The 21,291-nt window shown below is 63.1% G+C and carries 30 protein-coding genes; 9 read left to right on the top strand and 21 right to left on the bottom strand.

The window, feature by feature from the left end:
- Positions 1 to 138: 138 nt before the first annotated feature.
- The 4 genes from AC1DOM_RS16465 to AC1DOM_RS16450 all read right to left on the bottom strand — a co-directional run bounded on the left by AC1DOM_RS16465 (position 139) and on the right by AC1DOM_RS16450 (position 2,485).
- On the bottom strand, positions 139 to 741 hold the full coding sequence (locus tag AC1DOM_RS16465; protein WP_498965254.1) for a hypothetical protein: 603 nt from the start codon (positions 739 to 741) through the stop codon (positions 139 to 141).
- Positions 742 to 819: 78 nt separating this feature from the next.
- A complete protein-coding gene (locus AC1DOM_RS16460; RefSeq protein ID WP_498965252.1) occupies positions 820 to 1,830 on the bottom strand; it encodes an aldo/keto reductase in 1,011 nt (336 codons plus the stop codon).
- A gap of 89 nt (positions 1,831 to 1,919) precedes the next feature.
- Positions 1,920 to 2,219 (bottom strand): hypothetical protein, encoded by a 300-nt coding sequence (locus AC1DOM_RS16455; RefSeq protein WP_498965250.1) that lies wholly within the window; start codon positions 2,217 to 2,219, stop codon positions 1,920 to 1,922.
- On the bottom strand, positions 2,216 to 2,485 hold the full coding sequence (locus AC1DOM_RS16450) for a hypothetical protein (protein ID WP_498965248.1): 270 nt from the start codon (positions 2,483 to 2,485) through the stop codon (positions 2,216 to 2,218). The genes AC1DOM_RS16455 and AC1DOM_RS16450 overlap by 4 nt, the downstream gene beginning before the upstream one ends.
- A gap of 135 nt (positions 2,486 to 2,620) precedes the next feature.
- Between AC1DOM_RS16450 and AC1DOM_RS16445 the strand changes: the two genes are divergently transcribed.
- Together AC1DOM_RS16445 and AC1DOM_RS16440 are read left to right on the top strand one after the other, a co-directional pair.
- Positions 2,621 to 2,869: a hypothetical protein gene (locus tag AC1DOM_RS16445; protein ID WP_498965246.1), complete on the top strand. Its 249-nt coding sequence runs from the start codon at positions 2,621 to 2,623 to the stop codon at positions 2,867 to 2,869.
- A gap of 171 nt (positions 2,870 to 3,040) precedes the next feature.
- Positions 3,041 to 3,433, top strand: a complete 393-nt coding sequence (locus tag AC1DOM_RS16440) for a hypothetical protein (RefSeq protein WP_498965244.1) — start codon at positions 3,041 to 3,043, stop codon at positions 3,431 to 3,433.
- Between the two features lie 6 nt (positions 3,434 to 3,439).
- Here AC1DOM_RS16440 and AC1DOM_RS16435 read toward each other — a convergent pair whose 3' ends face one another.
- From AC1DOM_RS16435 to AC1DOM_RS16425, 3 genes are read right to left on the bottom strand one after another with little or no spacing between them, the layout of a single operon-like run.
- Complete coding sequence (locus tag AC1DOM_RS16435; protein WP_498965242.1) at positions 3,440 to 3,985, bottom strand: hypothetical protein; 546 nt, start codon at positions 3,983 to 3,985, stop codon at positions 3,440 to 3,442.
- Entirely contained in the window at positions 3,982 to 5,568 is a 1,587-nt protein-coding gene (locus tag AC1DOM_RS16430; RefSeq protein WP_498965240.1) for a beta propeller repeat protein, read from the bottom strand. Before AC1DOM_RS16430 ends, AC1DOM_RS16435 begins: the two co-directional genes overlap by 4 nt.
- A 58-nt stretch (positions 5,569 to 5,626) precedes the next feature.
- Entirely contained in the window at positions 5,627 to 6,148 is a 522-nt protein-coding gene (locus AC1DOM_RS16425) for a hypothetical protein (RefSeq protein ID WP_498965238.1), read from the bottom strand.
- A gap of 226 nt (positions 6,149 to 6,374) precedes the next feature.
- Between AC1DOM_RS16425 and AC1DOM_RS16420 the strand changes: the two genes are divergently transcribed.
- Complete coding sequence (locus AC1DOM_RS16420) at positions 6,375 to 6,623, top strand: hypothetical protein (protein ID WP_498965235.1); 249 nt, start codon at positions 6,375 to 6,377, stop codon at positions 6,621 to 6,623.
- Between the two features lie 127 nt (positions 6,624 to 6,750).
- Here AC1DOM_RS16420 and AC1DOM_RS16415 read toward each other — a convergent pair whose 3' ends face one another.
- Complete coding sequence (locus AC1DOM_RS16415; RefSeq protein ID WP_498965233.1) at positions 6,751 to 7,068, bottom strand: hypothetical protein; 318 nt, start codon at positions 7,066 to 7,068, stop codon at positions 6,751 to 6,753.
- Positions 7,069 to 7,188: 120 nt separating this feature from the next.
- Between AC1DOM_RS16415 and AC1DOM_RS16410 the strand changes: the two genes are divergently transcribed.
- Positions 7,189 to 7,524 carry a high-potential iron-sulfur protein gene (locus AC1DOM_RS16410; protein ID WP_498965231.1) on the top strand — a complete coding sequence of 112 codons (336 nt, stop codon included), beginning with the start codon at positions 7,189 to 7,191 and terminating at the stop codon, positions 7,522 to 7,524.
- A 329-nt stretch (positions 7,525 to 7,853) separates the two neighbouring features.
- Positions 7,854 to 10,718: an NHL domain-containing protein gene (locus tag AC1DOM_RS16405; RefSeq protein WP_498965229.1), complete on the top strand. Its 2,865-nt coding sequence runs from the start codon at positions 7,854 to 7,856 to the stop codon at positions 10,716 to 10,718.
- Between the two features lie 82 nt (positions 10,719 to 10,800).
- On the opposite strand, the gene AC1DOM_RS16400 is transcribed toward AC1DOM_RS16405, so the two are convergent.
- Positions 10,801 to 11,166 carry a hypothetical protein gene (locus tag AC1DOM_RS16400; RefSeq protein WP_498965227.1) on the bottom strand — a complete coding sequence of 122 codons (366 nt, stop codon included), beginning with the start codon at positions 11,164 to 11,166 and terminating at the stop codon, positions 10,801 to 10,803.
- 359 nt (positions 11,167 to 11,525) lie between these two features.
- Here AC1DOM_RS16400 and AC1DOM_RS16395 point away from each other — a divergent pair, with 359 nt between their 5' ends.
- Both AC1DOM_RS16395 and AC1DOM_RS16390 read left to right on the top strand, forming a co-directional pair.
- Complete coding sequence (locus AC1DOM_RS16395) at positions 11,526 to 11,756, top strand: hypothetical protein (RefSeq protein WP_498965226.1); 231 nt, start codon at positions 11,526 to 11,528, stop codon at positions 11,754 to 11,756.
- A gap of 112 nt (positions 11,757 to 11,868) precedes the next feature.
- Entirely contained in the window at positions 11,869 to 12,963 is a 1,095-nt protein-coding gene (locus AC1DOM_RS16390) for an extracellular catalytic domain type 1 short-chain-length polyhydroxyalkanoate depolymerase (protein ID WP_498965224.1), read from the top strand.
- Here AC1DOM_RS16390 and AC1DOM_RS16385 read toward each other — a convergent pair.
- A complete protein-coding gene (locus AC1DOM_RS16385) occupies positions 12,956 to 13,321 on the bottom strand; it encodes a VOC family protein (protein ID WP_498965222.1) in 366 nt (121 codons plus the stop codon). The two genes, AC1DOM_RS16390 and AC1DOM_RS16385, sit on opposite strands and share 8 nt — an antisense overlap.
- Positions 13,322 to 13,492: 171 nt before the next feature.
- Between AC1DOM_RS16385 and AC1DOM_RS16380 the strand changes: the two genes are divergently transcribed.
- On the top strand, positions 13,493 to 13,783 hold the full coding sequence (locus AC1DOM_RS16380; RefSeq protein ID WP_498965220.1) for a hypothetical protein: 291 nt from the start codon (positions 13,493 to 13,495) through the stop codon (positions 13,781 to 13,783).
- A gap of 36 nt (positions 13,784 to 13,819) precedes the next feature.
- Here the strand turns inward: AC1DOM_RS16380 and AC1DOM_RS16375 are convergent, their stop codons facing one another.
- The 10 genes from AC1DOM_RS16375 to AC1DOM_RS16330 all read right to left on the bottom strand — a co-directional run bounded on the left by AC1DOM_RS16375 (position 13,820) and on the right by AC1DOM_RS16330 (position 20,122).
- Positions 13,820 to 14,485: a hypothetical protein gene (locus AC1DOM_RS16375; RefSeq protein WP_498965218.1), complete on the bottom strand. Its 666-nt coding sequence runs from the start codon at positions 14,483 to 14,485 to the stop codon at positions 13,820 to 13,822.
- 150 nt (positions 14,486 to 14,635) lie between these two features.
- Entirely contained in the window at positions 14,636 to 14,905 is a 270-nt protein-coding gene (locus AC1DOM_RS16370; RefSeq protein WP_498965216.1) for a hypothetical protein, read from the bottom strand.
- Between the two features lie 147 nt (positions 14,906 to 15,052).
- Positions 15,053 to 15,268 carry a hypothetical protein gene (locus AC1DOM_RS16365; protein WP_498965214.1) on the bottom strand — a complete coding sequence of 72 codons (216 nt, stop codon included), beginning with the start codon at positions 15,266 to 15,268 and terminating at the stop codon, positions 15,053 to 15,055.
- Between the two features lie 488 nt (positions 15,269 to 15,756).
- Positions 15,757 to 16,209, bottom strand: coding sequence for a hypothetical protein (locus tag AC1DOM_RS16360; protein WP_498965212.1), 453 nt, complete (start codon positions 16,207 to 16,209; stop codon positions 15,757 to 15,759).
- An 889-nt stretch (positions 16,210 to 17,098) separates the two neighbouring features.
- Positions 17,099 to 17,605 (bottom strand): Cif family virulence factor, encoded by a 507-nt coding sequence (locus AC1DOM_RS16355; protein ID WP_498965285.1) that lies wholly within the window; start codon positions 17,603 to 17,605, stop codon positions 17,099 to 17,101.
- Positions 17,606 to 17,789: 184 nt separating this feature from the next.
- Positions 17,790 to 18,485, bottom strand: coding sequence for an alpha/beta fold hydrolase (locus tag AC1DOM_RS16350; RefSeq protein ID WP_498965210.1), 696 nt, complete (start codon positions 18,483 to 18,485; stop codon positions 17,790 to 17,792).
- Positions 18,482 to 18,787, bottom strand: a complete 306-nt coding sequence (locus AC1DOM_RS16345) for a hypothetical protein (RefSeq protein WP_498965208.1) — start codon at positions 18,785 to 18,787, stop codon at positions 18,482 to 18,484. The genes AC1DOM_RS16350 and AC1DOM_RS16345 overlap by 4 nt, the downstream gene beginning before the upstream one ends.
- Positions 18,788 to 18,803: 16 nt before the next feature.
- Positions 18,804 to 18,992: a hypothetical protein gene (locus tag AC1DOM_RS16340; RefSeq protein ID WP_498965207.1), complete on the bottom strand. Its 189-nt coding sequence runs from the start codon at positions 18,990 to 18,992 to the stop codon at positions 18,804 to 18,806.
- A gap of 56 nt (positions 18,993 to 19,048) precedes the next feature.
- Positions 19,049 to 19,429 carry a hypothetical protein gene (locus AC1DOM_RS16335; RefSeq protein WP_498965205.1) on the bottom strand — a complete coding sequence of 127 codons (381 nt, stop codon included), beginning with the start codon at positions 19,427 to 19,429 and terminating at the stop codon, positions 19,049 to 19,051.
- Positions 19,430 to 19,684: 255 nt separating this feature from the next.
- Positions 19,685 to 20,122, bottom strand: coding sequence for a hypothetical protein (locus tag AC1DOM_RS16330; protein ID WP_498965203.1), 438 nt, complete (start codon positions 20,120 to 20,122; stop codon positions 19,685 to 19,687).
- Between the two features lie 159 nt (positions 20,123 to 20,281).
- Here AC1DOM_RS16330 and AC1DOM_RS16325 point away from each other — a divergent pair, with 159 nt between their 5' ends.
- Positions 20,282 to 20,707 carry a hypothetical protein gene (locus AC1DOM_RS16325; protein ID WP_498965201.1) on the top strand — a complete coding sequence of 142 codons (426 nt, stop codon included), beginning with the start codon at positions 20,282 to 20,284 and terminating at the stop codon, positions 20,705 to 20,707.
- Here AC1DOM_RS16325 and AC1DOM_RS16320 read toward each other — a convergent pair.
- Positions 20,697 to 21,278, bottom strand: coding sequence for a hypothetical protein (locus AC1DOM_RS16320; protein ID WP_498965199.1), 582 nt, complete (start codon positions 21,276 to 21,278; stop codon positions 20,697 to 20,699). The genes AC1DOM_RS16325 and AC1DOM_RS16320 overlap by 11 nt on opposite strands.
- Between the last annotated feature and the right edge of the window lie 13 nt (positions 21,279 to 21,291).

The following is a 21,291-nucleotide window of genomic DNA, read 5'->3' as shown; positions in this document are numbered from 1 at the left end:
CCGCAATCGGCGTAGTCGGGTTTTCGCTCTCCACGTACGTGGGCCTGGCAGGTGGCTCGGCCGCGCGCGACGTCATTGCCAAGGCGAGCAACATCGCCGCCAGGGCGACGGTTCGAGTTCTCATTGCGAGCATCCTCGTCAATCCTGATGCGCGACTGGATGTCGGAACATCACGTGCGACCAATAGGTTCCGCTCGACATGACGTAGGGCGTACCGCGCTGCTGGGCCTCGGGCACGTCGGCTTCGTCGGGGAAGCCGACTTCGGCGGCGGTGCGATAAGGGAAATGGAGCGATTGCCAACATTCGATCCGCGCGTCGGTGGCGTTGCGCGCGGCGTCGTAGCCCGCGATCGGGCCGGAGCAGCGGTATCCCGCGGTGGGTTCCCTTGAAAGCGCCAGCTTTCCCGACTGGAGTTCGACGTTGATTTTCTCGTCGTCGCCCAACTGGAAGCCGCGGTAGACGACTGGAATGAAGCTGTCCCGATAGCACCGCACGTCGAATTCGTCGTCCTTCGGATAATCGGCGATGCAGGTCATGCCGTTGGTTCCGGCACGCAGCATCTCGGGCTCGAAGTCGGCGTTCAGGCGAACGACGGTGGCACCGGCGCGCAACTGCGTCGGCAGCGGAAACACCGCGGCGTCGATGGTCTTGTCCTGGGCACATGCCAGCCCGGGCAAAAGCAGCGTGGCGAGGACGACAGGGCGCCAACCGGCGCGGCGAAGACGGCTGACGACAGGCATGGCGACTTCCTCCCCGGGATTGTCCGGTCCAACGCAAACCGGCGTCTCTCCCGGCCCCGTGGCACCGACTGGCGCTTATCAAGCGATCGGGAGTGGCGCCGCGGGATCCACGAGTTTCGCCTCGCGCAGTTCGCGCCAAAAGTCCTTCGGCACATTCTCCTGCAATGCAGCGCGATCCTCTGCGATGCGGTCCGGTCTGCTGGCGCCGGGAATCACGGCGGCGACCGCCGGATGCGCGAGCGCGAACTGCAACCCGGCGGCCTTCATGCCGATGCCGTAACCATCCGCGATGGATTTGATCCTGGCGACCTTGGCGAGGATCTCCGGCTTGGCCGGTGCGTACTCGAAGTTGGGCCCGCCAACCAGCGCGCCCGAACTGTAGGGTCCGCCCACGACGATGCCCAGGCCGCCCGCGGCAACCTGCGGCATCACGCGTTGCAGCGCGTGCGCGTGGTCGAGCAGCGTGTAGCGCCCGGCGAGCAGGAAGCCGTCGGGACGCGGCCCTTCGAGCGCCATCAGCAATTCGATTGGTTCCACCCGGTTGACACCAAGTCCCCAAGCCTTGATGACGCCTTCGTCGCGCAATCGATCGAGGGCCCAGAACGCGCCCTTGCGCGCAGCCTCGAAAACGCCCAGCCACTCGTCGCCGTAAAAATCCTGCGCAACGTCGTGGACCCAGATGATCTCGATCCTGTCCGTCTTCAGGCGCTTGAGGCTGTCATCGATGGAGCGCAGCGTCGCGTCTTCGGAATAGTCGTTGACGATCTTGTTCGGACGCCCGTACTTGAAGACGTCTCCTTTCTCGCCGAGGTCGCGTGCGCCGACGTCTTCCACCTCGTCGAGGATGAGACGCCCTACCTTGGTGCTGATGACGTAGTCCTGTCGGGGGCGCGCGGCGAGTGCATCGCCCATGCGGATCTCGGCCAGGCCCGCGCCATAGAACGGCGCATTGTCGAAATAGCGGATCCCGTCATTCCACGCGGCCTCGACCGTCGCGCGCGCCTCCGCTTCGGGGATGTCGCGGAACATGTTGCCGAGCGGAGCCGTGCCGAAACCGAGCTTGCCGGGAAGGAGGTCTTTCAGTGCCATGGCAGTGTCCAATTCACGCCGAACGGTTCCCGCAACCTACTGCCTCGTTTCTTCCAAAAAAGTGAAGACCCTGACCGCTCGTGACGATCTCAGCGTCGTGGCCGCCTTGTTCGCATGCCTGCTGCCAGGCAAACGATCGCACCGGCGAGGACGAAACCCAAGGAAACGCCAAGCGAACCGAATCGCACGATGTTTGCCGTAGGGCTAAATCGAAGCACTTCCACGATGCTCTCGTTCGACAGCTTGACTGCGATGAACAAAGCCAGCAGCGAAGCCAATCCGATGAGCACGTAGATCGCGCCCAACTTGAAACGAAATTCTGCTGCGCGAAGCAAGAAGGCCAGCACAACGACGCATGAAGTGATGGTTGAGAAGGTCTGGATGTTCACGGGCTTCGCTTCGTCGATGCCAGGAGCCTGGTCACCACGGCGATGCCGATTTTCTCGAAATCACTCGAGCTCAAGGTCATTGCGCGCAAACCGGCGTTCTCGAACTCGGGAGTGAACGTATGGAACGCATCATGTGACCAGGTGATCGGGTTCGCGTCACGATCCGTAATCACGTCATCGAAGAACAGCCGGCTTGTCCCGTTGCCCATATCGCGGAGGCAGACGACAACGCCCTTCTTGTCCCTGACCTTATCGTCGTATTCCATACTCCTGGATCCTCCGCAAATGGCGAACGGTGCCGGACATTCCCTTCTGATCCGTGAGTACGAAGGTTGGGAAGCACCATAACAGGGCCGATCGCGTCGCCGCGTACGGCACCCCGAGTAGTGCACACTTCGCGCATGCGCAACCCCAGAGAAGCAATGGCTTGGCTGGTCACCGGGGCCGGACTGTTGGTCCTGGCGTTCTCGGGCAGCGTTTTCCTGTTCTCGATCTTCGCGACCGGCGGAGATTCTCCCGATGCCGCTGGCATGCTTGGCGGTATCGCCTTGATCGCCTTCTTGTTGCTTGCGTTGCCGCTCCTGTTCCTCGGCGGTCTGTTGTTCATGTTTTGCGAAACAGACGAGGGTGGGGTCGAACCACCCCCTTGATCCCTTGCGGCGTCGCCCGAACTGCCAGGCTGGCCGACGCAACCAGTGTCCGCTCTCGGCCACGAGTTGCGTGATCGTCCTGCGGGCCGGCTTCCAAACACTGGGCGCGTCTGGTGCATGATTGCCGGGGCCGCCCAACGCCACCGAACTATCCAGACAAAGGAGACCTGCATGCGACGACTGCTTGAATGCCTCGTGCTGGCGGCGATGCTCGCCGCGCCAGCCGCCCGCGCGAACGACCTCGCGGTCCTGAAGCAGGAGGGCGCTCAATACGCACTCACCGACGAACAGGGCTTCTGCGCGAAAGGCGAAAGCGCGATCCGGCAGGTCGCCCAGGGGGTCGAACAGCGCGCGGGCTGCTACACGCTGGACCCGACCACCGTCCACGTGCGCTGGTCCGACAACACGGTCGAGACGATCAACATCAAGCGCTTCAAGCCCACCGAGTATGCGCGGCGCCAGGCCGAGAAGCAGCGCAGGCTCAAGCAGGGCGGCGACCGCTACGACTCTCCATTGATCGACCGCTCGATCCCGATGATGCCGGACCTGCCGCCGCAGGGCTGAAACGCGCTACTTCCGTTTACTGAGCATGCTGTCCGGAAAGGGATCGGAATAGAAGGTCTCTCCCTCGACCGTCGCGACGGCGATTCTCGCGGCAGTTTCATTGGCGAGCACAGGCAATCTGGCTCCCGGGAAGTAGATATAGACGTCCACCGCCTCGCCCGGGGCCACGCGCGTGTATTCAAGAATTGAAACTCCGGTGGAATCCAGTTCGTCCTTCCACTCGCTTCCCGACCCGGTTCTCATGTACTGGAACCAATAGCCGTCAAGAAGCTTTTTCGGCGGAGACGACAGCGGATCGGTGACAAGCGTGAATGCGTTCGAAGTCTTGTTTGTCACCCGCAACGCAAGGCACCAGTATTTCCGAGGCGGGCGCCGCGGGTTGTCTGGGCCGCACGCTCGCTCTGGTGACGCGTACTCAATGCGCACCTCGCCGTCCCCTGGTCCATCTTTGGCGTTCGCCGTCGTCGAGCAGGCAATGCACGCAATCGACAGCACGAGCAACCCAAATGCGGCGAAATCGCGGCTTCGGCGCATTGCCGACAACGCGCTCACGAGCCCGAATCCACCGCACCCGACGTGTCGAACTCGACGACCCACTTGTCTGCGTCCAGGCGCCAGATGCTGGCGTCATTCCGCATGCACAGGACGGGCAGGCTCTTCGACACGCGCAGCGGCTTGCACATGTGCGGCGCACGGCCGGCCAGCTTCCAGTCCTTGATGGACGGCTCGAAGCGATAGACATCCCATGCGGTGGTGTTGCTCGCGTTTTCGAAGTTCAGGCGCAGCGCCCAGCCCGAGTCGGGTGTATCCATCTGCACGTCGGCGATCGCATACGGCGGGCGACCGATCTCGCGCCAGGTCGCCCCGAGATCGGCGGACATCCAGACCTTCGAGAACACGCCCTGCGCGCGGACCGCCGTCATCAGGCCGGTTGCCTCGTCGATGCGGTACTGGTCGACGCGCGTGGGCGGCGAGATCTCCCGCCATTCCATCGTTTTCGTATCCAGGCGATGCAGGCCGTTGGCGGCCAGCGTGTATTCGCCGTCGCGCAGGGAAGGGCGCGCACCGGCCCAGGCGAGGCGTTGTTCCAGTGCCAGGGGGAACTCGCGCACCAGGGCCAGATCCGACAGGTCGGCCTTCGTCGCGCGATAGACGGCGACGATCAGCGGCGCCTTGGCGGGGTTCTTGTGCTCGCCCATGCGGTTGGTTTGCACGAGCCATTGCGTGGCGTCATGGTCGATGTCCACGACATTCTGTTCGGCCAGCACCTTCAGTTCCTTCCACGTCGCGCCGCCATCGTCGCTGCGGCGGAGGATGCCGCGATCGGTGCCGGTCACGAGCGCGCCGTCGTCGTACTCCACGGCCACCACCGCCTGGTAGGTGTCCATGCCGACGCCGGACCAGGTGCCGTCGGGCTTGCGGATGCGCACCTGGCCGAGGTCGGCGCCGAAGTACAGCGTGCCATCGGGCGAGATCGCCGGCTCTTCGGAAAGCGGGGACGTGAGCGTGCGCACCAGCGCCATGAACGCTTCGGTGCCCGGCGTTTGTTCGAGCTGCTTCAGCAGCGAGCCCATGGCCTTCTTGCGCGCGTCCTTCGCCATCAAGTCGGGCAGCAGCCCCATGCCGGTGGAGTCGGCGCCGACGAAGAACGGCGTGGGATGCGTCGCCGGCGACCACGACAGCGGCGCCTGGTTCGTGAGCACACCCGCGAACTCCTGCACCGCCAACGCGACGTCGTTCTTGTTCTCCGGATGATGCGTGGGGACGAACACGAGCCGGTCTCCGCCGATGCCGACGCCTACCAGGCCGCCGAGATCGGTGATGCGCCCGGCCTGCACCTCGATCGGCGGCGAGTCGAAACGACGTCCGCGCCAGTCGACCAATCGATACTGCCCCGCGGGCAGCCACGCACCCTGCGCATCGAACTTTTCGTCGCTGCGCGCGACCAGCTCGATCGGCTTGCCGCCGGATATCGGCGCCACGGACAAGGTCCCGCCGTTGCCCTTGGTGAAGTTGGCATACACGTAGCCGTGCGTCGTCGCGAGTTGGGCGGACGGCGCCACCGGCTTTGCGGCGAAGGCGGGCGCGGAATGGAACGCAAGCACGGCAAGGCCGGCGACGAGCAACGAGCGCATGGAATCCCCTGTGAGCGCGCATCCCCCGATGCGCAGGGCGCATCTTACAAAATTGGCCTCAGAACGAATCGTTCACGATCCATCCGTGCCGCCACTCCAGCTCGATTCGCTTGTCGGGATGGCGTTTGCGCAATTCCGCGGTGCGCCGGTCGATATACGCCCGCTCATCTGGATACGCGTCCTTCGCGGCCGTATAGCGATTGCGAATGCTGTGGATCGCGGCATGTGCCTCCGGCTCCTGGAACGTTTCGAGCGCATCGAACAGGATCGCCAGCGACTTCATGCCCCGCGCCTCCTGCAGTGCGGTCAGGGCCGAGGGCCGATACCCGCCATCGGTCCTGCGCAGGTGTGCGAGCACGAATTGCTCGTACTCCCGGTAGTGCGCGGGGTCGGGGTCCCACGCCATCAGCTCGCCGGCGACGACCAATTGCTCGCGGGTGGCGCGCTCACCCGGGCGCACCGTCAATGTCGGCCGATACTTCTGGATCGCGGCGATCCGATCGGTGTTGAACTCCTCGTGGATTGCGTTGTCGTTCCGGCCGCCCTGGACGACGCACCCCGCCAGCGTGCAAGCAATCACGACGCTCCATAGTGCCCGCATCCCATCCCCCCGGCTCCGTGTCGGCCCAGCATACGCGCTGACGCATTTGCTCAACGACGCACAAGGAACTCGCCCAACAATATCCGGATGATGGGTTCCGGCCATCAACGAAGGCTTGCCCATGGGCGCACGCAGGCAAGTGATTGGCCTGTTTGCGTCGGCCGCGCCGTGCCCTCGGATAGGACTCTCGCTGGATGGCGAACCCATGAGACGCGAACTCGCACCCTCCAGTGCCGTTCCCGCAAAGGCGGTCGGTGCGCAGTCCATGGGCGCTTTGGCGGTGGGTGGGATGACGCTGGGCGCGATCGCACTTGGCGCGGTAGCCATCGGTGCCTTGGTCATCGGCCGCCTGGTCATCGGCCGGGCACGCATCAAGCGACTGGAGATCGACCACCTTGTCGTCCGTCGGCTACAGGTCACGGAACAGCTCGCGAGTCCGCGACGAAATCGGTGATCGCAACCGATGCCGCGTCGAGCACGCGCGTGCCGTGGTCATCGCCGCTGCGCTGATTACTCACGCAGCCTGGCCTGAATGCTGGCGCGATCAAAATGTGGCATCAGCGATGGCTACGCTCTTCGTGTCAGCCATCGGGGATCAGCTCAACCGAAGCAGAGGTGACCGCAATGAGGCCGCGCGTCAATTGGATGTGGGTAACGCCAGGCCGCTCGCCCGAAACCCAACTGCCCACGTTCCCGAACATGGCGTGCTGTTCCAGCAGCTCCAGATCGGCCAACTGATTGAACTGGCTGACCCCGGTGAAGCGCAGCTTGCCGACGACCCGCTCTTTCGACTTTGGACTCGGGTAGTAGGCCAGCCGCACTTCGGCCGTGCGGGAGACGGGATCAACTTCAACTCTGAGCAGATTGGCGTCATGTAGTTCGAGCTGCGAAAGATCCATTGTTGGTGTCTGTGCTTGAAGTAGTAATTCTCAGAGTAATAGGGACTCGGCGCCCCCCGTGTGGGCGACAGCACCCACGGGCCGACGCGGGCGCATAATTCGGCATTCGGAGGTGGAGCCATGCACACGCACGATCCTTCCCGTCGCCGCTTCCTCGCCCAGGCCGTCACGGCAACCGCCTTCGCGACACTGGCGCTGGACGCCACGTCCGGCCAAACGGCGCCCGCTGCTGCCAAGCTACCGAAGCTTCCCCTGGACAATGCCCAGGCCAAAGCCTTGGCCTACACCGAAGATGCCACGAAGGTAAAACACCCCTCGTTCAAGGCAGGCAGCCATTGCGCCAACTGCAACTTCTACAAGGGCGCCAAGGCAGACGCCTACGGTCCTTGCCAGATCTTCCCGCAGAACTCGGTGGCGGCCAAAGGCTGGTGCTCGGCATGGGCGAAAAAGGCATGATCGGGGCGACTCTGCCGGATTCGCCATCAGGGTCCAGAGCCGTCATCCGCTAGCGACGACGCTTGGTCCGGGTTGCCCAGGACAAATGTGTCGCCGTTCGTGGCCGTGATCGTCGCAGTGCCCAGGTTGCGAATCTCCCAGCGCCAAGTGTCGTAGCGTGACTTCAAGGTGCCTTGCGCAGCGCATGGACCATGCACGCTGACGCGATGTCTTCTTGCGTTGTCCTGGTGACGATCGGTGGCGCGCGCGAGTTTGCGTGAAGTCCCGCTCCGACTCCCGTGGCGGCTATAGTCGTCGCCGGGGATGTACTTTCGAACAGGGGATCACAAGTGACGAAGTCTCAAGGCAAGCGCCTGCGCAACCGCGGGCGCCTGGTGGCGTGCGCTGCATTGGTTTTGTTGGGGATCGGAAGCGCGGCCGCGCAGACGTTCAATTTCCAGTTGCTCGCGGGCGGTTGGACCGGTGATGGCGGGCAGGCCAGCGCAGCGGACATGAGCAGTGCCGCCGACCTGGTCTTCGACAAGAACGGCAACCTCTACGTCTCGCAGTACCAGGGCAACCGCATTCGCAAGATCACGCCCGCTGGTGTGATCACCACGGTCGTCGGCGGCAATACGGGCTTCGCCGGCGATGGCGGTCCTGCCTCGCAGGCACTGATCAATCATCCGGCGGGGCTGCGGTTCGACAACGCCGGCAATCTGTATTTCGGCGACACCGGCAATCGCCGCGTGCGCCGCATCGCGACCAACGGAACGATCACCACGATCGCCGGCAACGGCAGCTACATCAACAGCGGCGACGGTGGACCGGCGACGAACGCGGGCATCCCGTTCCCGGAAGCCATCGACGTGGATGCCGCGGGCAATGTGTTCGTGGCCGATTCCACGGCGCACGTCGTCCGCAGGATCACGCCGGCCGGCATCATCAGCACCTATGCGGGCTCGGGCGTCGCCGGCTACACGGGCGACGGTGGTGCGGCGACCGCTGCGCAACTCGACCATCCCACGAGCATCGCGCTGGATGCGACCGGCAATCTTTACATCGTCGATTCATACAACCGGGCGGTGCGCCGGGTCTCGACGACCGGCACGATCACCACGTATGCCGGTGATTTCCTCTACCCCGATTCCATCGAAGTGGACACGGCCGGGACCGTCTACGTCGGCGACGACTGCACGATCAAGGTGTTCACCGGCACGTCGGCCACGACGTTCGGCATGGATTACTGCCAGAGCTCGCCGGAAGGGACGCCCGCGGTTAGCGCCGACTTCGGCTTCGTCGACGGCATCACCGTCAGCGCGGCGGGGGAGATCTATTTCTCCGATCTCGACAACGGCCGCATCAAGAAGATCGCGGGCGTCAGCGCTCTGCTCACGACGTACGCGGGCGCACCGCTGTTGCAGCCCGATGGCACGCCGGCCTTGTCGGGCAGGATGAGCTACGTGACCGGACTGGCGGTCGACGCCGCCGGCAGCGTGTACATCGCCGACCGCTACCCTGCGCATCGCGTGCGCAGGCTCACCGGCGGCAAGCTGTACAACTTCGCCGGCGATGGCGGCGTCGGCTCGTGGTGTGGCACGCCGTGCAATCCGTTGTTCCAATCCTTCCCGGTCCTCGGCGGGATCGCGACGTCGTCCACGGGATATGTGTACATCGCCGACCGCTCGAACCGATTCGTCGCCAGGGTCAAGAACGGGGATCTCGTGATCATCGCGGGCGGCGGCGGGTACGAGGGCGAATACGTGACCGCGACTTCCCTGTTCCTCAACCCGCGCGGCATCGCCACCGACGGTTCGGACAACCTTTACATCGCCGATTACACCGCATCGCGCATCCGCATGGTCGACACCGCGACCAATATCGCGCACACCATCGCCGGCAACGGCACGCTCGGCGGCGCGGGCGACGGCGGCGCGGCGACTAGCGCGAGCGTTCCGAATCCCACGTATCTCGCGGTCGACAGCGACGGCGTCGTGTTCTTCCTCGATTCGCGCAACGTGATCCGCAAGGTCGGCAAAGACGGCATCGTCCGCCGTGTCGCCGGCATCGCTAACGACGAAGGTGCGCCGTGGCCCGGTGGCTTCTCCGGCGAAGGCGGGAACGCACTCGGCGCGCACCTGGGCAACGTCATCGCCCTGGCGGCGCATTCCAGCGGCGTCTACTTCGCATCCGCGGGTTCGGTGCGCCGCGTCACGCCGACGGGGAAGATCGAAACGATCGGCGGCTTCCCGTGCTATGCCTACGGCCTCGCAATCCGTGCCCGCTTCCTCTACGTCTCGTGCGACAACGGCCGCATCCTGCGCGCGCAGCTTCCGCGCATCACGCCCAACGATTTCAACGGCGATGCGAAGTCGGACCTGGTGTGGCGTGACAGCGCAAGCACCAACGCAATGTGGCTGGGCGCGGTGAACACGACGACGCAGGCCATCGCGACCAACCCGAGCGAATGGAAACTCGTGGGGCAGGGCGACTTCGACGCCGATGGCAAGTCGGACCTGGTGTGGCGCAACACGAGCACGGGTGCCAACACCATCTGGCGCGCGGGCAACACGAACACGCGCATCGCGGTGCCGACCTTGACCGACCAGGCCTGGAAGGTCGCGGGCGTGGGCGACTTCGATGGCGACGGCAAGTCCGACCTGTTCTGGCGCAACGCGAGTACCGGTGCGCAGCAGGTGTGGTATTCGGCCAGCGCCGGCACGCGYTTGATCGTCACCACGCAGGCCGACATGCAGTGGGTGTTGGGCGGCGTGGGCGACTTCGATGGCGACGGCAAGTCCGATCTGTTGTGGCGCAACACCGTCACCGGCGCCAATGCGATCTGGCGYRGTGCCAACTCGCAGACGCCGCGCGCSATCGCCGCGACCAATCCGGCCTGGAAGATCGCCGCGGTCGCCGACTTCAACGGCGATGGSGCYTCCGACATCCTGTGGCGCAACTCGGGCACGGGCGCGAACACGATCTGGAAGTCGGCGAACAACACCCGGGTGCAAGCGGTCGTCGGCGTGACCAACCCCAACTGGAAGGTCGTCGCCGCCGGCGATTACGACAACGACGGCATCGCCGACCTGGTCTGGCGCGAAAGCAACACCGGTGCGAATACGTTGTGGCGCAACGCCAACAACGCCACGCAGCGGACGATGCCGGCGGTCGGCATCGGCTGGAGCGTGCAGCCCTACGAAGGGCAGCCGTAATCGACACACGGTCCGCGTCTCTCCTTCGGGAGGGGCGCGGATACGCGGACTCACGCGTCCGCGTTGCCATCTTGGCGAATTGTCAGCCGCCGCCTTGATCCACCGGTTCCGCGCGCTTCGGATGCGCCCCCCACGGCGGGGGCAATTGGAGGCCGCGACCGGTTAGTCCTGTGAAGATCAGGAACGCCACCCCGATGTCGAACAGCACCTCGTTGGTCCAGTAGCCTGCTGGATTGGATTGCTTGGTACCGCGCCACTCGCAGATGTACGTTCCGTGATTTACGGAGAACGCCGGACACCGCGCCGGCAGTGCCTGTCGAGCCTCAGGCGGCGCTTTCGAGATTGGCTCGGTCCCCTCCCACGGTGCCAGGCTGAAGAACGTCAGCATGGTGAATACGAACACGACCACCTGCGCGGCGATCCAGAGAGCGAGTGCTTTTCGCGTCATCGGCAGCCAACACCTGAGTTGCGCCGCGCCGCGAGGTGGCGTCGGCTTGGACGAATTGTCAGGCGTTGGGGCGGGGGGCACAAGCCAAATGGCTGCGACAGGTAAAAGCGTTTGGCGCTGTCTTGAACTCCTTCTCCCAGCGTGAACGTACCTCCGCTCGCGCGTGCGTTTCCGTCAACTGCGCATGGTCATCCTCCGAGTTGCACTCAGGACAGGCGTCGGACTGGCGAAAGTTTCGCCATTACGGTCTGGCGAACCCGTAGTTTTACGGAGGAGCCTTTCCGACGTTTTACCGGTGCACGCCTCGATGCCCCTGTCGACCATACGTCGAGGGGGTGATCCCTGTGGCAAGCGTTCCCGTGCGGCTCAAGCTTGAAGAACTGACGGCCGACCTTCTTGTTCGCGCCAGGACGGTTCGTGTGACCGACGGCGTCATCTCCAGCGTCGTTTGGACGAATAGTGGGGTGGAAACGGGGGAAGTCTTCGTTGTCGTCAAGGAAGTCACCTTCCCCTTCGTCAATCCCGTTCGCGAGCGAATGGCGGACTTGCTGATCCGCTCGGGCGTCGGACTCGATACCCAAGCGCCCTGACCGGACTCCGATGTTGAATCGATAAACATGAAACCGTCATGTGCGGCTCACGCTGTAGACGCCATCGTGGAATTGGTGCAGCGCACCATCCCCCACGGATTGGAATACCGCCTTGCCGTTTCTGACCAAGCTTTTCTCCCGCAGATCGATCACGCTCCCTCGGCCCGACGCCTCCGCCGATGTCGATGCGTTGCAAGCGCAAATCGGGAAGACGATCAACGATGCGTTGGCTGCCGCCGGCCTTTCGGGATTGCCTGCGCCGGGGCCTCTGAAACAGGCGGGGCGCTCTCGTCGACACGCGCCCTCTGCACCGCTGCCCGGCACATTCGTGGAGCGTGCATTCGTCCACCGTGCGGGTAAGCGCGTCTACAAGCTCTACGTGCCGTCGCAACACCGCGTGGATGCGCACATGCCATTGTTGGTGATGCTTCACGGCTGCACGCAGTCGCCTGATGATTTTGCAGCCGGCACGCGAATGAACGTGCTTGCCGAGCAGCATGGATTCCTGGTGGCATACCCAGCGCAACCCGCGAAAGCCAATGGTTCCAGATGCTGGAATTGGTTCCGACCGGGCGATCAGACGCGTGGTGGCGGTGAGCCTGCGCTGCTCGCCGCTCTGGCCGAGGAGATCGCGCGCGAGTACGCCGCCGATTCCAAGCGCGTTTACGTGGCCGGTCTCTCAGCGGGCGCTGCCATGGCGGTGATCCTCGGCGCCACCTATCCGGATGTGTTTGCGGCTGTCGGTTCCCATTCCGGGCTGCCTTATCGCGCGGCGCATGACGTCCCTTCAGCCTTCGCGGCAATGGGCGGCCAGGATGTCGCCTCCGCCCCCATCCACGATGTGCCCGCGCGAAGATCGGCCACGCACACACCATTGATCGTGTTCCAGGGCGACCGCGACACGACCGTGGTCCCGAGCAATGCCGACACACTCGTCAGGCAGGCGATCGGGAACGCCGCGACGCTTGCACCGGAAAAACACGTGAGCGGCGGCGAAGGCACTGGCCGGGCCTATACCCGGTCCACTTACACCACGACACGGGGTGATGTGCTGGTCGAGTTCTGGCGGATCCATGGCGCGGGTCACGCGTGGTCCGGCGGAAGCGTCGATGGCACCTACACCGATCCGCAGGGGCCCGATGCGTCCGCTGAAATGGTGCGGTTCTTCCTGCAGGTCGACCATGAATTGTCAGGCCGCCTCACCTGACACTGGCCGTATCGAAATGTGGGTTCTCGATGATGCCGAACCTATTGCCGAACGGGTCGGTGACAGCGCCAACCTTGATGCCACCACCGACATCGGCGACGGCGTCCAACGATCTTGCACCAAGCGCAATGAGCCTTGCGAAAGCCTGCGATGCGTCCGCCACTCCCCACAGCGGTTGCGGCCCCATCACACCAGGCTCGCCATCCGGTATCAGGCCAAGCTCGAATCCGCCGACGTTGAAGCCGACGTAGAACGGCTCGTCGAAGTAGGGCGGTAACTCGAGGATTTGTGCGTACCACTGCTTTGCAGCTGCCAAATCGTTGACCGGGTAAATGGCAGTTCGTAACCCAAGAATCAATTGCCTTCTCCTGTTCCGTCGATGCACAACCGACTATGGCGGGGATTTTTGGGAGGGTAAAGCACGCGTCCACCGCTACGGCTGCCGACTTCGAACACGGCGACGCTGGCCGCGTTGAATCGGCCAAACCGTTACGTTGGTTTTACGTCCACGCTCGAAAGGAGGTGCGACATGTATGCGACGACTCGGCGGTATGAAGGCGTGACCGATCCTGGCGAGGCGGGGCGGCGGGTCAACGAAAGCTTCGTGCCACTCATCAGCAAGGTGCCGGGGTTCGTTGCCTACTACTGGGCGGACGCCGGGGGCGGCGTGATGATTTCGACGAGCGTCTTCCAGGACCGGGCCGGTGTTGAAGAATCCACCAGGCAGGCTGCGGCCTGGGTGCACGAGAACATGGCGCCATTGCTTCCGAACCCGCCGCAGATCACTGCCGGGGAAGTTGTCGCGCACGCAGCGAAGTAGACGCAGCCGGGACCGAACCTGAGCAACACCGCGCTTTCAGTTCACGGGCAGATCGTTGCCTTGCGCAGTCTCCCGACTGTGCGCGAACTCCGGGAATGTCTCCGCCAGCGGCGCCGTGTCCGGCAAGATGTAGAACACCCCACCGCGCTCGAACATCGGTTGGATGATCTGCTCGTAAAACTCGGGCGAGACGTTGATGCAGCCATGCGTAACGCGGTTGTCGTCCGGCGAAGGCGATGCAAGACGTTCGGCGCGTTTCTCGGCGGGGATGCCAGTCGCCGTGGGGTGCATGGAGATCGCGGAATCGTAGTCCACCCATAGCACGCGCCCGGCGTCGATCGATGGCCCGAAACCGCCCACGAAGCGACCCGCGGGCGTCGTGCGATCCTTGCCAGGAATTTCGCGAAGCGCGAGACCGGCGATGCCGGGCGCCGAATGATCGCCGACCGCCGAGCCAAAGAGCCCCGGTGCCGCACCGCGAAGCCGGCCGTCGCCGCCGAACACCAGGATCTGTGCGGCGGCCTTGTCGATGACCGCGAACGGATAGCCCTGGCTGTCCTTCGTTGCGACAACCCAGCCCGCGAGCGCAATCACGGTGTCGGACACTTTTTGGCCTTCCGGAAGCTGGTCGACGGCGGCCACGGGTTCGGCGGCGGCATCCTGGGCGCGGGCCACGCCGAAGCTTGCGAACGCCAACGTCAATACCAGCGCGCCACAAGCGGCGCGAATCGCAGGGTGTCTGCACATGCGGATGGGACGGTTCCTTGGAACGAAGATCGGGTCAAGAAAACGGACCCGTGGCCAGCAAAGGCCACCGGGTCCTGGGTTCACACCTCGTTACCGCGAGCGTGATTAACCGCGCGGCTTGCGGGGCGGTGCCGTTTCGAGCTTCTGGACGCGGCCTTCCAACGAATCCAGTCGCTGGTTGGCCTGCTGCGCGGCCTGATTGGCGGATTCGGCGCTCTGGGCCGCACCTTGCACCTTCGTGTCGAGTTGATCCAGGCGCGAGTTGATCGTCGCGAACTCGGTGTCGTAGGTTTTGCAGGCGCCAAGACTCAGGGCGGCGACAAGCGCCACGCCGAGCGCACGCGCCGTTGTCAGGGATTGCTTGGTCATCAACATTTCCACACTCCTCGTCGGGGGGGATCCCGAATATAGCGGCCTTTTCGCCGGAGTCATTGCCCGCATTCAGATGACGTTGGAATACGTCGATGGATTGTGAAGATGTGGCAACTCTTCCGCGTTCGGCCAGGAGCGAACACGGAACAGCTAGCACCAGATTCCGATGAAGTAACTCCGGAGCCGCGCCGGACCGAACAGTGCGACGACAAACAGCAGCGCCGATAGCGCCGCGAGAAGCCAGAAGATTGCGTCGGTATGCGGTGAGTAGGCCAAGGCTGCGGCGAAAGCGACGAATGCCGCATTGATCAGCAGCAGGAATCTGGCGAGCCACTGGGCTCGACGCGGCATGTCCTCTTTCCCCATCGCTGAATTCTAACAAGGTCAGTCTGGTGTCAAATGTCCGCTTTCGACCCATAGCGGACACCGCGATACGCGCCGCGGTACCTTTGGCGCGCCGCTGGCCTCGGACGGCGAACTCGACGTCAAAGGAGACAATGTCATGTTGGCGATTGCGAAGTCGATCTGGATTGACGTGGCAGTTCTAGTGGCGATCGCCTGCATCCTGTTCGCTGGAATGCGGGGATTTGCGTGGTACTTCCCTTGCTTCTTCGGACTTGCATGTCTCTATCTTGTTTTTTTCTACGTCCGGGCGTTCCGAAGACGCAAGCGCGGTTAGCACAGTCGAAAGCCAGCCCACAGGCAAGGCGACTCACGCGTGAAAATGTCCGCTTCTGGCCGAAAGCTGCCACTCACCAAGCAGTAATCGGCCAAGGGCCCAGGTTCTCCTTTCCGACTTCAGCTGGCCGAGGACGCCAGTCGCTAAAGGGGTTCTGTGCGTGAGAGCACGGCGACTACCAAAACCTCCACCACGGCTTCGAGCGGATTTCCTTGCCATCGCGGGTGTAGCGCAGGGTCGTTCCGCCGGCCGGCTCGTAACTCACCTCTTCCAAGGTGACGTGCTTCGACTCAGGCGTTGCCGTGACGACCAGCTCGATAAGCACATTGCCGCTACCCCCGTCGACGGGTAGCTTGCATTCAATAACCGCCAACAGGCCGGTATCGTTCGGTTCGAGCCAACTGATTGAAGTCTTCGGCGTTGCGTTCGAAGCCAACTCCCCGCCCGCGGCGCGCAGACTCTCAGCCACGTCTTGCCGAATTGCGTCGGCCGTCGGACGGCCCCGCGCAAGGGCGTAGCGGAACTTATCAGCGAGCGCGTCGTATTCGCGCCCATGCAGCAAGCGCACCGCCTGCTCGCCAACGCTCGTCAGGAACTCTTCGTTGAATTGACCATCGGCAAACTTCATGCGATCGGGTCCTTCAGCTCAGGGACGATGATCAGCGAACATGGACTTTATCAGCGCGCGTCCGCTATCAAGCCGATGCGCCAACGGGGGAAAAAACTCCGGAAGCGCCCAGGGATCGCGTGTTCGCTTTGGGTCGAAAGCGGTCATGGTCGAATGTCTGCTATCGGCCAGAAGCGGACATTTAGAAATGGCTTTAGCCTCGCCGCGAAAGCGGCGTCGGATGGATTGTCAGGGCTCAGGTCCAGGATATGCGCCGCCCGTTGCTTGGCCATTCGAGAGATTGACCCGAAAGGGATGCCAAGAGTCATCATGGTGCCTGGCCTCGCCGAGGATCTCGTGGAGTGTTACTTGGAGGACGCGCAATCCATCCCATGCAAGCCGACGACTCCGCCACACCCGACCGGAACCGTTAACGAGCTGAACGTCCGTCAAGGCTGAAAGAACGAAGCCACTTGCGTCCGGAGTTGGCGTGCAGGATTCAATCTGCCCTCCAAACGACTCGATGATTGACTTCGTCGTAGCGTCCACGACATAAGCTGTGCCACCAGCTATTACGAGAACATGCCTCCTGTCGGAAAGAGCGACTGCCTGCTCAAAAGAACACAAGCCGCAGCTGGAAGTTGCCAACCCACTGTTCCGGCGTACCCGTAAAAAAGCGGATTACGTAGCCCTCCCTGTAAACGGTCGAGCCCGTGACACTAATTAGCTTGGGCAGGTCTCCGTAAGGGGGAAGCCCTGGTAGCACTTCAAACACGAGCAGCTTGCTCCTCTGAGAATCACGGGGGTCACAGCATCAATTCCCGAGTGACCGCTTTCGGCCAGAAGCGGTCATTCGCCGACGCATTTGCCAGGCCGACCCTGAAAGGATCTGCAACTCATGAAGGACTCTTCAGCCTTCCTTGGGTGCTGGTGGTAGCGTGACTGAGTAAGCGACCGTTGTGATCTTCCAGCCCTGCTCGGTTCTGACCATTAGCCAGCATTCCTTACCCCAGTTGGTCGGCCGACCATTCGACAGGAACGCGTAGTCGAACGAAACCGCAGCCACTTCTCCATCCGAATCGATCTTGATGTTGGAGAACGTTTCTTCGCTTGCGTTGCTGCTCTTGACGACCCCATCGATGAATGCAACGGGGTTGTTCTCTTGCTTGAACCTGGCTTTGATGGCTTCGGGGCGCTTGCGCTTTATCTGGGCGAGCGATTCGTCATCGACCACGCTTTGCCATGGAACGTCAGCCTGCACGAAGAGGCCGAGGAAACGCTCCCGATCCTTTTGAATGATCGAAGTGCGGAATGACTCGATCACAGCCTGAATTTCCGAATTGTCCGATGCGGCGTGTACCGGGGCCACAGGCAGGGCGAGCGCCACGGAGATCATGGAGAGCGATCGGATCTTCATCTTGGACACGACTTCCTTTTGCGATTCTGGGGCGTGAGCGAAGGGAGATATGTTACCCGCGCGGCGACGGCGAGCTGGCCCCTGGCGCCAACGCGCCGCATGACGAAGCGCAGTTGGCCGGGCTGACCATAGCCTGCTCGATGACCGCTATGGGTCGAAAGCAGACACGCCAGCTTTATTCAACTTAGCGTGCCTGCCCAACCCAATGATCAGCGATCACTTTTGCGCTGCGCTCCGGTGCGGCCTGGAGCAGCAGATGCGGGCCGGGGATCTCGACCACCGCGAGGTGGGGAATGGCTGCAGTGATCGGGTCGACTGCCGTGGATGGAAGCAGCCGATCCTGGGTGGCTCGAAGGTACAGGACCGGAACGGAGATCGCGCCCAAGCTGGCGGAAACATCCGCTCGCAGTGCGGCGGCGGCTCTGGACCGCAACACGGAAGGTGAAACCGACGCCAATGCAGACGCAAGCAAGGACCGCAATTCGGGCGTCGACCATCGCCCCAACAGGAACCACGAAAGGAGCGCGGTCGGTAAGCGTCGGACCGGAGCGATGGCCGCAAACGATGCGAGCGGGGTGAGGAGCGGAATCGGCGCTTTCGAGAACGTTGTTGAAAGCACCAAACCGACAAGCCCGGCTGGAGGATTGCCGGCGATGGACATTGCGATCGGTCCTGAGAACGACTCGCCGAGAAGGACAAACGCGCCCTCGGTGGGTAGCTGCGCTCGCACGAGTTCTTCAAGGGCGCGATAACCAAGCGGTCTGTGGCGCGGGTAAGCAATCACCTGCACGCTTGAAAAATGCGGCCGCGCCGCATCGGCAAAGACGGGCAGCATCCTGGCGGTGCCGTCCAGGCCGGGCAGCACGACAAGCGCGGTCATCGAATCACTGTCCTTGAGCCAGTCGCCCAGCGACGGGGCCGAAGCCAAACGAAAGCCGTCAACGCAACACCTACGGCCATGACAAACAGCCAGAAAGAAAACAGGTCGTAAACCGGCACGTGGATGTACGGGTGATCGTCCGTGTAGCTACAGCGCCAGGCCTGATAGTCAAAGCTGCCACCGAAATCGAGACAGGCGTCTGGCGCAAACCAATCCCCCAGGAAATTCCAGCCCGCCACAATCGCGAGGACGAGCCCGGTCGCCTTGACCAGCTTTCGAACATGGTTTTTCCAACATCGCATCTCCCGCGCCTCTGAACTACTGCAAACGTGACCAGGCAAAGGCCACGAGGGCGCCGCCAAAACACATACCTGTGCCGATGAGATGCACGAAATCCACCGCCCGAATGTTGGCGAGGCTCGGGCGGGCGAGCATGCTGAAAAGGCTCAGGAGACCAAAGGTGGCGAGAACGAAGACGACTCGAAGAGATTCGCGGCGCGAGCTCATGACTATCACCTCTCAAGCGTTGTGGACGAGGAGTCGGGACGTGGCCTGACCAAGACCTAGCGACCAGATTTGTCGCGACGGTGCTTGCCAAAAATTGCCCCTAGCGCAGCTATGAGCGCATAGACCGCTACGAGCATTGGAAATTGTTGGCTCGGGTACGGAAAGAGATAAACCGTGACGCAAAGGTACACGGCGGTACCAAGCGCCCCCGCAAACGTGCCGTGGAGGATCGGCCTGCTTGAGGCGCGACGGGCCGACACATATCCCGCAACTGCCGGGATGAGGCTAACGCCTGCTTGCATGACCCCCAACGCCACGCGAGCAACCGAAGGGGCCGAATTCGCCGCGACAGTTCCCGCGATCATCAAAGCCAGGACGCCCAGCAGGAACGTTGCGACGCCGTACCCAAGCGCTTTCAAATCGAAATATCGCGTCATCACCCACGTCCTGCGAATGGGATGCGAATCGCCCCTTGACCGCGAGCTTATGCAACGTGGCCTCGGCCAACAAGAGCGGGCGGAATGTCCGCTTTGGCGGACCTGGAACGACCGGCCAGTCGCGGCGAAATGCAAAGCTGTGAACAACGCCAGGGAGAAACTCGCGACAATCGCCCATGCCGAGATCGACGCGACGATCCGCCACGTTAGTAATGGTATTCACCGCCTGTGCCAGGTCAGTTTTACAGCGGCTGGCTACCCGAAAGTGGCGCTATCGGCGGCGAGTGACTTGCCGCGCAACCTCCCGCCGAGCATGGCCCCGATGACACAGCCGAGTACGGGCATGACATGGTCCCCGGCGATACTCACGTACACGGACGTACTCGGTACGAAGATGATGTCTGCGAAGGCGATCCACCGGTAAAGCGAGTATGCGAGCCCGAAGCAGGCGGCCCAAACCACTGGCCGATTTGTCCGCAGGAGCGCCGGAAGGCCAATGCCCACTGCGAAAAAGTAGATGAAGTAATAGGCCCACGACAGCAGCGTGTTGCCCGCGATGAAACCGAGATATTCGGTGAAGGTGCGGTTGGCTACGAAAGCGTCGGACCAGGCGAACCGCATCAGCGATGCGACCGCAGACACGATCGGAAAGGCGAGGGCGCAGACAATCAGGTTGACGATGATCTTCCCCATAGCTCCCCCATGGAGGCTTGCGTGATACGTCATGAAAGCCCTCAGATGCTGTCGCGCGCGCTGCCGGCTTCATGCCGGTGTCGTCGGCGGTGGTCATGTGATCAGGATAGCGGCCGCGAGTAAGATCCTCCATCGCCCAACACAGGTGCACGCCCACCCATGGTCCGCATTTTCCGCAGCGCGATCCTGCTTGCGCTCGCATCCGCCGCCGCCCTCCTGTTCCTGCCGGTGACAGTCAGGATGACGCTGCCGCTCACGCAACTCGGCGAACCAGTCACCGGCGAACAGCTCGCGATGATGGTGGGTTTTTTGGTCGTGCCCCTCGGTGTCCTGGCGCTGCTGCTGATGTCGGTCGCTGCGGTCGGGCTGTACGGCTTTCGCGTGTGGGCGCGTCCGATGGCGTTGTGGACGACGGTCCTCGCCGTTGCTTGCCTGGTGGCTTCGCTCTTTCTCTCGCCTGTCCCCATCGTGCGGGCGATGTCCGACCTGCATGCGGCGCTGCTGGTGGCCTTGGCGGTGGCGTGGGCGTCGGTCTTCGCCTTGCTGCGTTCGGCGCCGATTCGCGCGCGGTTCGTTAGCCGATGAAGTCGCCGACGGCGCTGAACAACGCAGCCTCTTGCTCGAGCACCTGCGACTGATCGCCCGCCTTGAAGCGCATGTACGCCTCATGGAACCGAAACACCCGCGAGCGCCGAAAGGGCCTGAAGACGATCACCGACGGCGTATGCGAAAAATTCCCCAGGAAGTTCTCGAAGGCGAGCCTTCGCAATGAAAGCCTTGGCCAAGTCTTCCGGTCAGACCAGTTGACGACGATCGCCGTCGACGGCAATCGCGGAATCAGGACGTCCTCGAACCTGGCCTGCCAATGCGGGCTGCGCGAATACGAAACGAACACGCGTGGGCCCTTGCGGCACCACGTCGCCCAAACGGCGAGGGAGAGGAGCGCCGACCAGAGGGCATGCACCAACAGGCCAGCGAGGATCAGCGGTGAAAGGATCACCGCGACGATCAGGAGGGTGATCTTCGCGAGGGGGTTTTTGGAGGCCTTCGACATCGCGGCGCATTGACGCATCGAGGTTGCCGCTCGGTCAAGCCGTGGCTGTGCGTGGGGGGGCACGAGCCCCCCCCCCATCGAAGTGCTGGATTCGGCAGCCATCCGCACGCCACCA

Source organism: Lysobacter sp. P5_B12 (assembly GCF_056400425.1).
This window is presented reverse-complemented; position numbering and strand designations above follow the sequence as displayed.